This is a genomic window from Sphingomonas sp. 320_CC, from assembly GCF_059691795.1.
This window is the reverse complement of record NZ_JCAWAE010000002.1, coordinates 210,338-222,680: the sequence shown is the minus strand read 5'-3', so window position 1 is coordinate 222,680 and position 12,343 is coordinate 210,338. Positions and strand designations below refer to the sequence as shown.

At 66.4% G+C, this 12,343-nt stretch carries 17 protein-coding genes; 7 read left to right on the top strand and 10 right to left on the bottom strand.

Going from position 1 to position 12,343, the window contains the following annotated elements:
• Positions 1-110: 110 nt before the first annotated feature.
• The 3 genes from AC59GX_RS07850 to gmk all read left to right on the top strand — a co-directional run bounded on the left by AC59GX_RS07850 (position 111) and on the right by gmk (position 1,243).
• Positions 111-323: a hypothetical protein gene (locus AC59GX_RS07850; RefSeq protein WP_426279792.1), complete on the top strand. Its 213-nt coding sequence runs from the start codon at positions 111-113 to the stop codon at positions 321-323.
• Positions 320-520: a hypothetical protein gene (locus AC59GX_RS07845; RefSeq protein WP_056052077.1), complete on the top strand. Its 201-nt coding sequence runs from the start codon at positions 320-322 to the stop codon at positions 518-520. Before AC59GX_RS07850 ends, AC59GX_RS07845 begins: the two co-directional genes overlap by 4 nt.
• 72 nt (positions 521-592) lie before the next feature.
• On the top strand, positions 593-1,243 hold the full coding sequence (gene gmk / locus AC59GX_RS07840) for a guanylate kinase (protein WP_056065649.1): 651 nt from the start codon (positions 593-595) through the stop codon (positions 1,241-1,243).
• 91 nt (positions 1,244-1,334) lie between these two features.
• Here the strand turns inward: gmk and AC59GX_RS07835 are convergent, their stop codons facing one another.
• Genes AC59GX_RS07835 through AC59GX_RS07825 form a run of 3 tightly spaced genes read right to left on the bottom strand, consistent with a single transcriptional unit; the run spans position 1,335 to position 2,886 of the window.
• Positions 1,335-2,015 carry an ATP12 family chaperone protein gene (locus tag AC59GX_RS07835; RefSeq protein WP_426279789.1) on the bottom strand — a complete coding sequence of 227 codons (681 nt, stop codon included), beginning with the start codon at positions 2,013-2,015 and terminating at the stop codon, positions 1,335-1,337.
• The gene (locus AC59GX_RS07830) at positions 2,012-2,230 is read right to left on the bottom strand and encodes a hypothetical protein (protein WP_426279787.1); all 219 of its coding nucleotides are present in this window, start codon (positions 2,228-2,230) and stop codon (positions 2,012-2,014) included. Before AC59GX_RS07830 ends, AC59GX_RS07835 begins: the two co-directional genes overlap by 4 nt.
• Positions 2,227-2,886, bottom strand: coding sequence for an HAD-IA family hydrolase (locus AC59GX_RS07825; protein ID WP_426279785.1), 660 nt, complete (start codon positions 2,884-2,886; stop codon positions 2,227-2,229). The genes AC59GX_RS07830 and AC59GX_RS07825 overlap by 4 nt, the downstream gene beginning before the upstream one ends.
• A gap of 114 nt (positions 2,887-3,000) precedes the next feature.
• On the opposite strand from AC59GX_RS07825, the gene AC59GX_RS07820 reads away from it, so the two are divergent.
• Complete coding sequence (locus AC59GX_RS07820; protein ID WP_426279783.1) at positions 3,001-3,495, top strand: DUF1440 domain-containing protein; 495 nt, start codon at positions 3,001-3,003, stop codon at positions 3,493-3,495.
• Positions 3,496-3,855: 360 nt separating this feature from the next.
• Here the strand turns inward: AC59GX_RS07820 and AC59GX_RS07815 are convergent, their stop codons facing one another.
• From AC59GX_RS07815 to AC59GX_RS07805, 3 genes are all read right to left on the bottom strand, one after another.
• Positions 3,856-5,151 carry an RluA family pseudouridine synthase gene (locus tag AC59GX_RS07815; RefSeq protein ID WP_426279781.1) on the bottom strand — a complete coding sequence of 432 codons (1,296 nt, stop codon included), beginning with the start codon at positions 5,149-5,151 and terminating at the stop codon, positions 3,856-3,858.
• Complete coding sequence (gene crcB, locus AC59GX_RS07810; protein ID WP_426279779.1) at positions 5,148-5,522, bottom strand: fluoride efflux transporter CrcB; 375 nt, start codon at positions 5,520-5,522, stop codon at positions 5,148-5,150. The genes AC59GX_RS07815 and crcB overlap by 4 nt, the downstream gene beginning before the upstream one ends.
• Positions 5,523-5,857: 335 nt before the next feature.
• Complete coding sequence (locus tag AC59GX_RS07805; RefSeq protein ID WP_426279778.1) at positions 5,858-6,589, bottom strand: hypothetical protein; 732 nt, start codon at positions 6,587-6,589, stop codon at positions 5,858-5,860.
• A gap of 111 nt (positions 6,590-6,700) precedes the next feature.
• Between AC59GX_RS07805 and AC59GX_RS07800 the strand changes: the two genes are divergently transcribed.
• Complete coding sequence (locus AC59GX_RS07800; protein ID WP_056052052.1) at positions 6,701-6,922, top strand: hypothetical protein; 222 nt, start codon at positions 6,701-6,703, stop codon at positions 6,920-6,922.
• A 57-nt stretch (positions 6,923-6,979) separates the two neighbouring features.
• On the opposite strand, the gene AC59GX_RS07795 is transcribed toward AC59GX_RS07800, so the two are convergent.
• A complete protein-coding gene (locus AC59GX_RS07795) occupies positions 6,980-7,408 on the bottom strand; it encodes an OsmC family protein (RefSeq protein WP_426279776.1) in 429 nt (142 codons plus the stop codon).
• 106 nt (positions 7,409-7,514) lie between these two features.
• Positions 7,515-7,820, bottom strand: a complete 306-nt coding sequence (locus AC59GX_RS07790; RefSeq protein ID WP_056489725.1) for a glycine zipper 2TM domain-containing protein — start codon at positions 7,818-7,820, stop codon at positions 7,515-7,517.
• A gap of 184 nt (positions 7,821-8,004) precedes the next feature.
• Here AC59GX_RS07790 and AC59GX_RS07785 point away from each other — a divergent pair, with 184 nt between their 5' ends.
• The gene (locus tag AC59GX_RS07785) at positions 8,005-8,643 is read left to right on the top strand and encodes a trimeric intracellular cation channel family protein (RefSeq protein WP_353434969.1); all 639 of its coding nucleotides are present in this window, start codon (positions 8,005-8,007) and stop codon (positions 8,641-8,643) included.
• 342 nt (positions 8,644-8,985) lie between these two features.
• On the opposite strand, the gene AC59GX_RS07780 is transcribed toward AC59GX_RS07785, so the two are convergent.
• Positions 8,986-9,573 (bottom strand): GNAT family N-acetyltransferase, encoded by a 588-nt coding sequence (locus tag AC59GX_RS07780; protein WP_497301427.1) that lies wholly within the window; start codon positions 9,571-9,573, stop codon positions 8,986-8,988.
• Positions 9,573-11,516, bottom strand: coding sequence for a signal peptide peptidase SppA (gene sppA / locus AC59GX_RS07775; RefSeq protein ID WP_426279771.1), 1,944 nt, complete (start codon positions 11,514-11,516; stop codon positions 9,573-9,575). Before sppA ends, AC59GX_RS07780 begins: the two co-directional genes overlap by 1 nt.
• 482 nt (positions 11,517-11,998) lie before the next feature.
• Here sppA and groES point away from each other — a divergent pair, with 482 nt between their 5' ends.
• The gene (gene groES / locus AC59GX_RS07770) at positions 11,999-12,286 is read left to right on the top strand and encodes a co-chaperone GroES (RefSeq protein ID WP_056052039.1); all 288 of its coding nucleotides are present in this window, start codon (positions 11,999-12,001) and stop codon (positions 12,284-12,286) included.
• Positions 12,287-12,343 lie beyond the last annotated feature (57 nt).

The following is a 12,343-nucleotide window of genomic DNA, read 5'->3' as shown; positions in this document are numbered from 1 at the left end:
CGCTGAGTAATCCTGGGTCCTGACTTTCGTCAGGATGACGGATGACGGTGGGGCGCGGGAACCCAATCCTCCGCCAAACGCTAACCCGCCACACGGACAGGAGAAATTACGTGGGCGCAACGACCATAGGCGCGCTGATCGGCGCAGGCATCGACTCGCTCAGCGGCGACGACGGCAACGCGGACGGCGCGATCATCGGTGCGATCACCGCCAACGTACTCAAGATCGTCGTGCCCATTGCCGTGACCTACGCGATCGGCTGGGCAGTGCTGCGCGGTGCAGCGGAACTCAAGGACCAGGTTTTCGGGGAGTCAGAAGCATGATCGGACGTATTATCAGTGCATTGGTCGGCCGCGAGATGGGCCGTCGCGACGGCTCGGGTGGCGCCTCGGGCGCAGTAAAGGGCGTCGTGGCGATGGGCCTGATGCGCCGCATGGGGCCGCTCGGCATGATCCTCGGCGGCGGCTACGCAGCCAAAAAGGCGTATGACCGCAACAAGGCACGCAAGGCCGGCTATTAATCCGCCTTCGTAATACCACGCGCGGGCCGCGCATGGGTTGACGCCCATATGCGGTCCGCGGCAAGGGCGCGCATGCCCCACACACTTCCGTCCGACCCGCATGGTTTCCGTCGTCGCGGAGTCCTGTTCGTCCTGTCCTCGCCCTCCGGTGCCGGCAAGTCGACCATCGCGCGCAGATTGCTCGCGGACGAGCACGAACTCGAGATGTCGGTCTCGGTCACGACCCGGTCGGTGCGACCCGGCGAAGTCGACGGCAAGGATTACCACTTCACCGACCTCGAGGGCTTCCGCGACATGGTCGCGAAAGACGAGTTTCTCGAATGGGCGCACGTCTTTAACCACCGCTACGGCACCCCCCGCGCACAGGTCGAGGAGCTGCTCGCCGCCGGTAAGGATGTGCTGTTCGACATCGACTGGCAAGGCGCGCAACAGCTATTCCAGATCGCCGGCGGCGACGTCGTCCGCGTCTTCATCTTCCCGCCCTCGATGGAAGAACTCCACCGCCGCCTCACCAGCCGCGGCACCGACTCGACCGAGGTGATCGAAGCCCGCATGTCGCGCGCGGCGAACGAGGTCAGCCACTGGGACGGCTATGACTATGTGCTGGTCAACGACGACGTCGACAGCTGCATCCGCGGCGTGAAGACGATCCTGGCGGCGGAACGCCTCAAGCGCTCGCGCCAAACCGGCCTGATCGGTTTCATCCGCCGCCTGACGCGCTAACCCGCTGACCCGTTCTCCTGCGAATGCAGGAGTCCAGGGTTACAGGCCGTAGCGTTTGGTATCCTGGGCTCCTGCGTTCGCAGGAGAACGCTTAGAGCAGCCCCAGAAACGTCACCCCGACTCCAAACTCCTTGCGCTTCAACTCGCGCAACTGAGTCGCCTGCCAGTCCTCGCCCCACATCTCGACCGACCAGTCCTCGTCGATCCCCGCCGCTGCCCAGGCCGCATCCGCATCGATCTCGCCCTCGATCAACGCCAGCCCGATCACCAGCGACCCGGTCAACGTCACCACCGGCGACAAGCCCGCCAGCCTAAAATCGTCATACGCTGCCACAGCCTCATGAAGCCGCGCGACCGTCGCGTCCGGTTGCGCAACGTGCATCACGCCCGCAGTCACCACGAACGTCACGTCATACCGCCCCCGCGCCCACGCCAGCAGCGGATCCCACGCCGCCGCCTGCCGCTCGACCAGCAAAGGAGGCCCCTCGGCGCGGTAGCAGAGCAGGTCGCTCTCGCCATACGCCGCCAGCCGCGCGGCAAACTGCGCAGGATCGTTCGCGATCGGATCGGTCGCGGCATTGGCTAGGCCGGTCAGCGGCATTGTCCGCGGGTTGATCGTCTCGCCGACCGCGCGCCACTCTTCCGCGACCGCCTCGGCCAGCGCATCGCTCGGCAACGCGAGCGGCCGCCGCCCTGGCGTCCGCACCGGTTTGCCGTCGAGCGTCACCACCCGATCCGTATCGATCGCGACGTCTTTCCAGAACCGCTTCACGCGTCAGGACTCCGCCAGCGATGCGCAAGACTGCGCGGCACGATCGCAATCATCGCCATCGCCGACAGCACGATCGCCGTCCCGAGGATCTTTGGCGCCCAGTCATGCGCGCGCGCGATCAGGATCAGCCCGAGCAGCGCACCTGCCACGCCCGCCATCCGTACGACGACCAACACGAACCAGCGCCGCTGCGCCAATTTGTCCGCGTCGGTCATGGCCGAGCCACCATATGCAGCAGGTCCGGCACGGCCGTCGCGACGACATCCGCCCCCGCGTCTGAAAGCTCGTGCACGTCGTGATACCCCCACGCGACCCCGACGGCGCGCACACCGGCCGCGCGGGCCATGGCCATGTCGAAGCTCGTATCGCCGATCATCGCGGTCGTCTCCACGGCAGCACCTGCCTCGGCGATCGCCGCGAGCAGCATCGCCGGATCGGGCTTCGACGGATGCCGATCCGCGGTCTGCAACGTCACGAACCGATCGGTGATCCCGTGCGCGGCAAGAATATGCGCGAGCCCGCGATCGGACTTCCCCGTCGCCACGCCGAGCGCCCAGCCGTCATCGGCGAGCGTCTCGATCACCTCGGCGATCCCCTCGAACAGTGGCTCGTCGGCCAGCTCACCACTCGCGCGCATCGCATGGAAGGCGTTCTTGTAGTCGGTGGCGAGCGACCGGTGCCGCGCATCGTCCGCCTCCGGCAGCAACACCTGCATCGCCTCGACGAGGCTTAAGCCCACGATCCGCCGAATGTCCGCACGTGGCGGCGGGATCAGCCCGGCGCCCTCGAACGCACGCTCGCAGGCGACACAGATATTCGCTTGGCTGTCGACAAGCGTCCCGTCGCAATCGAAGACGGCAAGACGGATCATGAGATTTTCCAACGCATCGCCGCCTCGTAGATCACGCGTGCACGCGAGGGAACGCCAAACCGGAACGCGCGCGCCTGCGAACGGTTCGTGTCGGATAGCTCTGGAGACTCAACGATGGCGCACGCACAGACCCACACCCCGAACATCTGGGCCGCCGCCGCTGCGGGACTGGTCGCCGGCTTGGCCGCGTCATTGGCGATGGACCTGTTCCAGGCCGGCATCGCCGCGCTGTCCTCATCGGATAGCGATGCGGAACCGGCGACGGAGAAGGCGGCGGACAAAGTGTCGCAGGTCGTGGTCGGCCACGACATCCCCGACGATCGCAAGCCGCTTGCGGGGCAGGTCGTGCATTACGCGCTCGGGGCAGGGCTGGGGGTCGCCTATGCGGTGGCGGCGGAATACCGGCCTTCGGTGACCGCCGGCTACGGCACCGCGTTCGCTGCGGCGACGACGGCGTTGCTCGATGAGGCGGCGGTGCCGGCGGTGGGGCTTGGCGATGCGCCGTGGAACACCACGCCGACCACGCATCTGTATAGCGCGGCGTCGCATATCGTGTTCGGGACGGTGACGGAGGGCGTGCGGCGGTTGCTGCTCGGGTGGCTGAGGTAGGGCGCTAACTGCGCTCACCAGTTCCCCCGCGAACGCAAGGGCCCAGGAGTCAAGCAGCGCGACGATCATGGCCCCTGGACCCCCGCCTTCGCGGGGGAATGCAATGCGCGGAGAAGCTAGCGCTAACCAAATACCCCACCCCGGCGAAGGCCGGGGCCTAGTTGGAACGGTGGCAATAACGGAGCGATGCCCTCCGTCAGCACGTCCCCCAACTGGGCCCCGGCCTCCGCCGGGGTGGGGCAACTATAAGATCAGCGCAAACGTACCCATTTCACCCGCTCCCCTCAGGGGAGAGGGAAGGGGCCCGCGGCCGCTTGGCCGTGGGAAGGGTGAGGGCACGCGTAAGCCGACGAGCATCAACTACCGAGTCCCAGGCCCACTCCGAGGTCCAGGCTTACCAGCCCCGCCCGGACGCCCACGCCCAGCCGGCTTGGCGCCCTCAACCCGAGGCCCGCTCCGCGGCGCTCCGAACTTCGACCCAGCCCCGGTCCGAGGCCCACCCGTCTTCGGCGCAGGCTTGCCCGTCGCCTTCTCCTCGACAACCCCACGCCCACGCCGCTCACCCTTACGGTCTTTCCGCACCGACTTCGCATGCGCCTTAGCCCGCGACTTCATCTGCTCGCGCGTCGGCGCGGTCTTCTCGTCGAGCACCAGGTCGTCGCCCTGCTTCTCCTCGAAACCTAATTGCTTGAGGCTCTCGGCGAAATGCGTCGGCAGCTCGGCAGTCACGTCGATCGACCCGCCATCCGGATGATCGACCTTGATGCGGCGAGCATGCAAATGCATTTTCCGCGAGATCCCGCCGGTCAGGAACGCAGCGGCCCCGCCGTACTTGCCATCACCGACGATCGGATGCCCGATCGCCGCCATGTGCACGCGCAACTGGTGCGTGCGCCCGGTAAACGGCTGCAACTCGACCCAAGCCGCACGGTTGCCCGCGCGCTCGATCACGCGGTACCGCGTTCGCGCCGGTGCGCCCTCGGCCTCGTCGACGTGCATCTTCTCGCCGCCGGTGCCCGGCTGCTTGGCGATCGGCAGCTCGATCATGCCGTCCTCGATCGACGGCACGTCGACCACCAGCGCCCAGTAGACTTTCCGCGCGGTCCGCCCTGAAAACGCCTTGGCGAAGAACGCCGCCGCTCGCGACGTCCGCGCCACCAGCAGCGCGCCGGACGTATCCTTGTCGAGCCGGTGGACCAGCTTCGGCCGCCCCTCGTTGTCGTATTGCAGCCCGTCGAGCAGCCCATCGACATGCTGCGTCGTCTTGGTCCCGCCCTGCGTCGCCAGGCCCGGCGGCTTGTTCAGCACGAATGCCTGGAAATCCTTGTGGATGACCATGCTCTGCGCGAGTTCGGTTTCCTCGTCGGACAGGATCACGCGCTCGCGGACGCGCCTGGGCTTGTCGACGTCGGCGGCGGCCTTGTCGGCTTCGGGCGGCGGCACGCGGAGCATCTGGCCTGCCGCTATCCGGTCGCCCGGCGTCGCACGCGCGCCGTCGACGCGGAGCTGCCCGGTGCGCGCCCACATCGCCACCGTCGTGAAGCTCGTGTCGGGCAGATGCCGCTTGAACCACCGGTCGAGCCGGATGCCGTCATCGTCGAACCCGACGTTGAACTCGCGGAAACCCGTATCGCTATCGCTTTTGCCCGCAGTCATGCGACGGCCCTTACTGCGGAAAGACCCGCGAACAACGCGGCGACCGAACCGATCACCGACACCAAAACATACCCGAACGCGACGCCGAATGCGCCCCGCTCGATCATCGTGACGACGTCCAGCGAGAACGCTGAGAACGTCGTGAATCCCCCCAACACGCCTACGCCGAGCAACAGCCGCCACGTTTCCGAAGCGGTATTGCGGGCGAGTACGCCAACCAGCACCCCCATCAGCAACCCACCGATCAGATTCACGGCAAGCGTACTAAAGGGATAGTCAGGGCCGAGCAACGACAGCATCGCGCGGCCGGTCAGATAGCGCGCGCCGGATCCGACCGCACCACCGACCATGACATAGAGAAGGGGAAGCATTCTCGCGCCCTAGCGTGAATCGGGCAAAACGGAAAGGTGGGGTTGAGGGTAGGGGTGCGCGCGTTATCCGCGTCAGTTCGAGATCACCGTGCGAGCCCTGTCCCAAAGCTTGTTTCCCCGCGAAGGCGGGGACCCAGTCTGGGCTCCCGCCTTCGCGGGAGAACAAGGAGGGAAGAATTGACGCCACCCACTACGCCACCACGCCGCACGCCACCACCCCGGCGAAGGCCGGGGCCCAATTGGAAAGGTCGGAGTAACGAAGGACGGCGCTCAATTAGCAACGTTTCCCAATTGGGCCCCGGCTTCCGCCGGGGTGGTGCACCTATCGCAACACCTCACCGCCCAGCGTTGGAAACCAGATCCACGTCGCTCCCGCCACCAGCCCGCGCCGTCACATACACCACGTAAGCGTCATTCCCCCGAACCCCGCCCAGCACATGCTGCTTGCCGTCGGTGCTATGCCCCGCCGAATACCCAGCCACGCTAGCCTTCGTAAAATACCAGTCGAGCATCTTCTGCATCGGCGCAGCACTCGCGAAACTCACCACGCGAAGGCGACACCCGTCCCGATCCGCCCCAGCAGCCTCGGTCAACCGCGCCGCCGGATACAGCGGCAGGTCCGCCGGCAACCGGTTAGCCCACCCCGCAGAATACCCAATCTTCTGCGCGCAAACCCCGGCATCCGGCGTCGTCTGCCGCTCCGCCAGTGCCCCCAGCGTCAGCGCGCCGTTCGCGGTCTTGCACTCCGGACAGTCGTTGGACGCTGCCGGCGCGCGCTTGAGAGTCCGCGGATCCACCGGATCGGCCTTGAGCGGACCTTCCGGCGGCACCGCGCCACTATCCGGCTGGGGAGGAGGCCGCACCGCGTCGGTATTCGACGACTGCGCCAGCCGGGGATCGACCATGATCTGCCCCCCCAGCGACGACGTCAGCGCCGGATCGCGCGCCGCGCCGTTGGTCAGCTCGGCATCGAGGCTGTTGAGATCCTGCTGGTCGGTCGACGACCGGTCGCACGCGACCAGCGCAAGCGGCAAAAGGATCAGGGCGGGGCGCAGGGGAAAACTCATCACCGCCATCCTATGCGCGAAAGACGGTGAAGAAAGCGTTTTCCGCATGTCCCCAGTCGAGCGCGTGACGCCGATCTTGCCCGAACCCATGCGACTCGCCATGTTCACTCTATGCTGAACATCGTCTCGATCCTCATCGGCCTCGTCACCCTGGTGCTTGGCCTCGTTGCGTTCATCCCGCTGCTCGGCTGGATGAACTGGCTCGTCATCCCGATCGGCATCGTCGGTGCCGCAGTCGGCGCGCTCTCGTCGAGCAGCGGCGGCCGCAACCTCAACATCGTGCTGATCATCATCTTCGCGCTCCGCCTCAGCCTCGGCGGCGGGATCATCTGACGCAAGAAGGGCCCGGCGTTTCCACCGGGCCCTCCTGATTGCGAAACCTACCCGCAATTATTCGGCGAGGTTGTGCTCCAGCGTGATCTCGGCGTTGAGCACCTTCGACACCGGGCAGTTCGCCTTGGCATCCGCGGCGATCGCCTCAAACTCTTCCTTCGAGATGCCGTCGACCTTCGCGTTCAGCGTCAGCGCCGACTTGGTGATCTTGAACCCGTCGCCATCCTTGTCGAGCGTCACCTTGGCGGACGTCTCGAGCGTGCCTGCCTCATAGCCCTTGCCGGCGAGCGCGAAGCTCAGCGCCATCGTGAAGCACGATGCATGCGCGGCCGCGATCAGCTCCTCGGGGTTGGTGCCGGGCTCGTTCTCGAACCGCGTGTTGAAGCCGTAGGGGCTGTCGGACAACACGCCCGACTGGGTCGAGACATGGCCCTTGCCGCTCTTGCCGAGGCCCTCATACTTTGCCGAACCGCTGCGTGTGGTCATCGTTTGATCCTTTACCTGGACAAGAAAAAAGGCGCCGCGGTTTCCCACGACGCCCTTACACAACGCGCAACTATCGAAATAGCGGCATCGATTTAGCCGATGAGTGTCAGCGGCAACGACGGTTATTGTTGCTCGTGCCCTTGTCGATCGCGCGACCGGCGAGGCCACCGAGAACGGCGCCGCCCAGCGTGCCGACCGTGCGGTCGCCGCGGGTGTCGACCGTGCGGCCGAGCAGTGCGCCGCCGACGCCGCCGATGATCGTGCCGGTCGTGCCGTTGTTCTTCTTGCAATAGACCCGGCCGTCGCGACCACGCCATTCGCGACGATCGCGCGCATCTGCGGCCGAAACCGGCACGAGGACGGTCGGCAGGACCATTGCGCTGAGGCCCATGGCCAGAACGAACTTACGCATCATGTAACTCCCTAGTGAATTGATCTGTTGATGTAACGAGGGGACTATACCGCCAGTTGCATGAACCAAAAACAACACGGCGTTCATCTTCGGGACCGGCATCGGCGCATTGCTATCAACAGCCGACGGGCATCATTCCGCGGTCCCGCTTTACGCTGGATGGCAGGCCGGTTAGGCCGCCGCGATGTTGCCCGTGCCCTTGCCCGTCGAGATCCTCCCCGTCGCCGCCCCCTGGTTCGACTTGGCCGGGCTCGCGGTGTTCGCCGCGTCGGGGGCGCTCGCCGCGGCCAAGCGCGGGCAGACGTTCGTGACGCTCGTGTTCTTCGGGCTTATCACCGGCGTCGGCGGCGGCACGGTGCGCGACCTGCTGATCGGCGCACCAGTGTTCTGGGTGCATGACGCACGCGCCGCGAGCGTGTGCCTGGGCGTGGCACTGCTGATCTGGGTGACGCCCGAGCGGTGGTGGAAGGACGAAGCGCTCGGCTGGTTCGACGCGGTCGGGCTGGCGGCGTATGCGGTGTACGGCGCGGCCAAGGCTTTGGGGTATGGCGTGCCACCGGTGCCGGCGGCGCTGATGGGGGTGATGACGGCGTGCGTCGGCGGTATCATCCGCGACGTGCTGGCGGGCGAGCCGTCGATACTGATGCGACCGGAGCTGTACGTGACGGCGGCGGCGCTGGCGGCGGCGAGTTATGTCGGGCTGGTGTTGTTGGGGATGCCGCTCGGGTTGTCCGCGGTGATTGCGGCGAGCGCCGGCTTCACCCTGAGGGCGGCCGCAATCCGCTTTCATCTAGCGCTGCCTGCGTACGGCGGCCGCCGCTAACCTCACCGACCTTTACTATGTTTCCCCGCGAAGGCGGGGACCCAGTCTGGGCTCCCGCCTTCGCGGGAGAACAAGGATGGGTGGGCCGGTGGTTGGGCTTGAGCCGACGGTCCGATCTTACTCGATCCAATCTTGCGCGCCTGATCTCTACTTGTTGAGAGCGACACGCTCCAACGCAGCAACCACCCCGGCGAAGGCCGGGGCCCAGTTGGAAAGGTTGGAGTAACGGAGCGCAGCGCACGTCAGCGACGTTCCCCAACTGGGCCCCGGCCTTCGCCGGGGTGGTGGCCTCCGCCAGAGTGCGCCACTCCGACTACGGTCAACGCCACCCCAAGAAAGGCGTCACCCCCGCACCACCCCGACATTCGCAAATCGCTTCGGCTCCACCGGCGGCACCGCAGGCTCGTTCAACTCACACTGCCAATGCCCGACATCGATCCACTGCCCGTTCTTGTACCCGACCTCCCGGTACACCCCGGCCCGTCGAAACCCGACCGCCTCATGCAGCTTGATCGACGAATCGTTCGGCAGCGCAATCGCCCCGATCGCCTGCGTAAACCCCTGAGCCCGCAGCGTATCGATCAGCGCCTCGTACAACAGCCGCCCCGCACCCTGACGCTGCGCCGCATCCGCGACATACACCGTCGTCTCGCACGCGAACCGGTACGCCTCGCGCTTGTGAAACGGCGCGGCATAGGCGTAGGCAAGCACGCCGCCCTCGGATCCGATCGTCGCGACCAGCCACGGATACAGCCCGTCCGACGCGGCCATCCGCGCGCGCATCTGCCGCGCATCGGGTGCTTCGGTCTCGAACGATACCGTCCCGACCAGCACGTGCGGCGCATAGATCGCCGCGATCGACGCAGCGTCCTCGGGGACCGCCGCCCGGATGACGATCCCGCCGCCGTTGCCAGTTGCGGGGATCGCCATCAGAACCCGATCCGTGCCAGCAGCAGATCGAGCAGCTTGGCATCGCCGATCCCCGCGCTCGTCGGCCCCATCCCGCCACACTCCAGGCAGCGCGCCTGGATCGCGCCCGAGGTCGCCAGCCGCTTCATGTCACCAACGGCGCGCGCGAGCATCTGGCGCCGGTCCGCCGCGACATGCGCGAACGCATCGCCACCACCTGCATCATCGTCGCCGTCACTGCCGAAATCCTGCGCGATCGTCGCGAGGAAGCCCGGCTTCTTCTCCAGATATTCGGCATGCACCTTCGCCGGATCGAGCTTGGCGCGTTTAGCCGCCTCGTCGATCGCGTCCTGCAACGTGCCGAACCGGTCGACCAGCCCGATCTGACGCGCGGTGCCGCCATCCCAGACGCGGCCCTGGCCGATCTCGTCGACCCGCGCCGGCGTCATCTTCCGCGATGCCGCCACGCGCGAGACGAACTGGCGATAGCCGTTCTCGATTCCCGCCTGCGCAATCGCGTCGAACATCGGCGTGGTGCCGCCGGTGATGTCGGGCTGGCCCGACAGCGGCGTGGTCTTCACGCCGTCGCTGGTCACGCCGATCTTGGCGAGCGCGTTCTCGAACGTCGGCACGACCCCGAAAATGCCGATCGAGCCGGTGATCGTGCCGGGCTCGGCGAAGATCACGTCGGCGGGCGTCGACACCCAGTATCCTCCGCTGGCCGCCAGCCCGCCCATCGATACGACCACGGGCAGCTTCTGCCGCTTGGCTTCGAGGATCGCGAGCCGGATCTGCTCCGACGCCATCACCGAGCCACCCGGCGAGTCGACGCGCACCACCAGCGCCTTCAGCGTCTTCTTGGCGAGCCCGTCGAGCACCGCCTTCTCGATCGTCTTGCCTGCCGCCTTGCCGGGGCCGCTCTCGCCGTCGACGATCTCGCCCGCGATCGTCAGTACGCCGATCGAATCGCCCGCCGTGGGGAGGGGATTGGCCTTTACCCACGCGTCGTACTTGATCGCGGTGTAGTTGCCCGCCGGCTTGGTGGCGTCGCTGCCGGCGATCTCCGCCACCCGCCGCCCGAAGCTGGTCCGATCGCCGAGCTTGTCGACGATGCCCGCGCGCAAATTCGCCTCGGCGATGTTGCCGTTCGCCGCGAGGATCACCTTGTCGGGCGCGGTCATGAACTGAGCGATCTGCGCCTTGGGCCGTGCTTTCGCGACGGCCTCGCGCCACTGCGCGAACAACGTGCCGTACAGCGCGGTGCTCGCCGCCTTCGCGTCCTCGCTTTGATCCGCCCGCGTGTAGGGCTCGACGAACGACTTGTAACGGCCGACGCGGTAGACGTGCGCGTTGACCCCGAGCTTGTCGATCAAGCCCTTGTAATAGAGCTGGTTGCCGCCCGGCCCCATGAAGATCGTGCCCCCCAGCGGGTTGACCCAGATCTCGCTCGCGTTCGCCGCCAGACGGTAGCCGCCATCGGTGTACGCGGTCGCATAGGCGAGCACCGGCTTGCCGCTCGCGCGCACCCGCGCCAGCGCATCGCCGACCTCGCCGAGGGCCGCCGGATACGCGCCGCCGAAGCTGTCGAGATCGAGCACGACCACCTTCACGCGAGCATCGGTCCGCGCGGTGTCGATCGAGCGGACCACGTCGCGCAGGCGAAATTGCCGCGTCCGGCTCTGCCCCGACAGTGCTGCGAACGCGGCCTGCTCCTCGGGCTGCTCGACGATCGAGCCGTTGAGGTCGAGGACCAGCGCGCCATCCTTGATCGCCGTGGTGCTCTGCCGCGCGTTGAGCGCCGCGAAGATCAGCCCGAAGAACAATAGCATCGCGATCAGGACGAGCGCATCCTTGATCGCGACAAGGAACTTCCACACGCCCCGCACGAGCCGCCATTTCCGCCGCGGCGGGCGGGCAGGGTCGACATAGGAGGGGGCGTAGGACGGCGCAGCGGTATCGGTCATGGGACGAGAGCTAGAGCAACGGGGCGCACAGGTAAATGCCCTGTATTACGCGTCCAACACAGGAAGCGTTCTAGCCCTCACATCGGCCCCAATCACCACGCAATCCCCCTCCCGCTTGCGGGAGGGGTTAGGGGAGGGGCGTCCTACGAGCACCCGGCCAAGAAACCCCTCCCCCGACCCCTCCCGCAAGCGGAAGGGGAGCAGAAGGCAGCATCCAACCGCCCAAGTGTTCTCCTGCGAACGCAGGAGCCCAGGATACCAGGCACCGCCCTCCGCCACCCTGGGCTCCTGCGTTCGCAGGAGAACGGCAGTGCTGTCGTTCAATGCTCCTCAGCCACGATGCCCGAATACCACGCTCGCCCGAAAAAATTTCACCCCCGGAACCTTTGACATGCCGCACCCCGAGGCACATATGCCGTCCGTTGGCACTCGATAACCTCGAGTGCCAGAAATCTGTCACAATCCAAAAGGACATGGACCCCATGAACTTTCGTCCGTTGCATGATCGCGTGCTGGTGAAGCGCCTCGAAGCCGAAGAGAAGACGGCTGGCGGCATCATCATCCCCGACACCGCCAAGGAAAAGCCGCAGGAAGGCGAAGTCGTCGCCATCGGCACCGGCACTCGCGCCGAGAACGGCACGATCACCCCGCTCGACGTCAAGACCGGCGACAAGATCCTGTTCGGCAAATGGTCGGGCACCGAGGTCAAGGTCGACGGCGAAGACCTTCTGATCATGAAGGAATCTGACATCCTCGGGATCGTCGGCTGACTTCTGCCGGGTTACCTTGGTGTAACCTAATCGTGACTTTTCAACTTATACGAAAGG

What these genes read in the sequence shown, in the direction of transcription:
- AC59GX_RS07845 (WP_056052077.1), top strand. Translation starts at nt 320, where the DNA reads ATGATCGGACGTATTATCAGTGCATTGGTCGGCCGCGAGATGGGCCGT.
- gmk (WP_056065649.1), top strand. Translation starts at nt 593, where the DNA reads ATGCCCCACACACTTCCGTCCGACCCGCATGGTTTCCGTCGTCGCGGA.
- AC59GX_RS07830 (WP_426279787.1), bottom strand. Translation starts at nt 2,230, where the DNA reads ATGACCGACGCGGACAAATTGGCGCAGCGGCGCTGGTTCGTGTTGGTC.
- AC59GX_RS07825 (WP_426279785.1), bottom strand. Translation starts at nt 2,886, where the DNA reads ATGATCCGTCTTGCCGTCTTCGATTGCGACGGGACGCTTGTCGACAGC.
- AC59GX_RS07820 (WP_426279783.1), top strand. Translation starts at nt 3,001, where the DNA reads ATGGCGCACGCACAGACCCACACCCCGAACATCTGGGCCGCCGCCGCT.
- AC59GX_RS07815 (WP_426279781.1), bottom strand. Translation starts at nt 5,151, where the DNA reads ATGACTGCGGGCAAAAGCGATAGCGATACGGGTTTCCGCGAGTTCAAC.
- crcB (WP_426279779.1), bottom strand. Translation starts at nt 5,522, where the DNA reads ATGCTTCCCCTTCTCTATGTCATGGTCGGTGGTGCGGTCGGATCCGGC.
- AC59GX_RS07805 (WP_426279778.1), bottom strand. Translation starts at nt 6,589, where the DNA reads ATGAGTTTTCCCCTGCGCCCCGCCCTGATCCTTTTGCCGCTTGCGCTG.
- AC59GX_RS07800 (WP_056052052.1), top strand. Translation starts at nt 6,701, where the DNA reads ATGCTGAACATCGTCTCGATCCTCATCGGCCTCGTCACCCTGGTGCTT.
- AC59GX_RS07795 (WP_426279776.1), bottom strand. Translation starts at nt 7,408, where the DNA reads ATGACCACACGCAGCGGTTCGGCAAAGTATGAGGGCCTCGGCAAGAGC.
- AC59GX_RS07790 (WP_056489725.1), bottom strand. Translation starts at nt 7,820, where the DNA reads ATGCGTAAGTTCGTTCTGGCCATGGGCCTCAGCGCAATGGTCCTGCCG.
- AC59GX_RS07785 (WP_353434969.1), top strand. Translation starts at nt 8,005, where the DNA reads ATGTTGCCCGTGCCCTTGCCCGTCGAGATCCTCCCCGTCGCCGCCCCC.
- AC59GX_RS07780 (WP_497301427.1), bottom strand. Translation starts at nt 9,573, where the DNA reads ATGGCGATCCCCGCAACTGGCAACGGCGGCGGGATCGTCATCCGGGCG.
- sppA (WP_426279771.1), bottom strand. Translation starts at nt 11,516, where the DNA reads ATGACCGATACCGCTGCGCCGTCCTACGCCCCCTCCTATGTCGACCCT.
- groES (WP_056052039.1), top strand. Translation starts at nt 11,999, where the DNA reads ATGAACTTTCGTCCGTTGCATGATCGCGTGCTGGTGAAGCGCCTCGAA.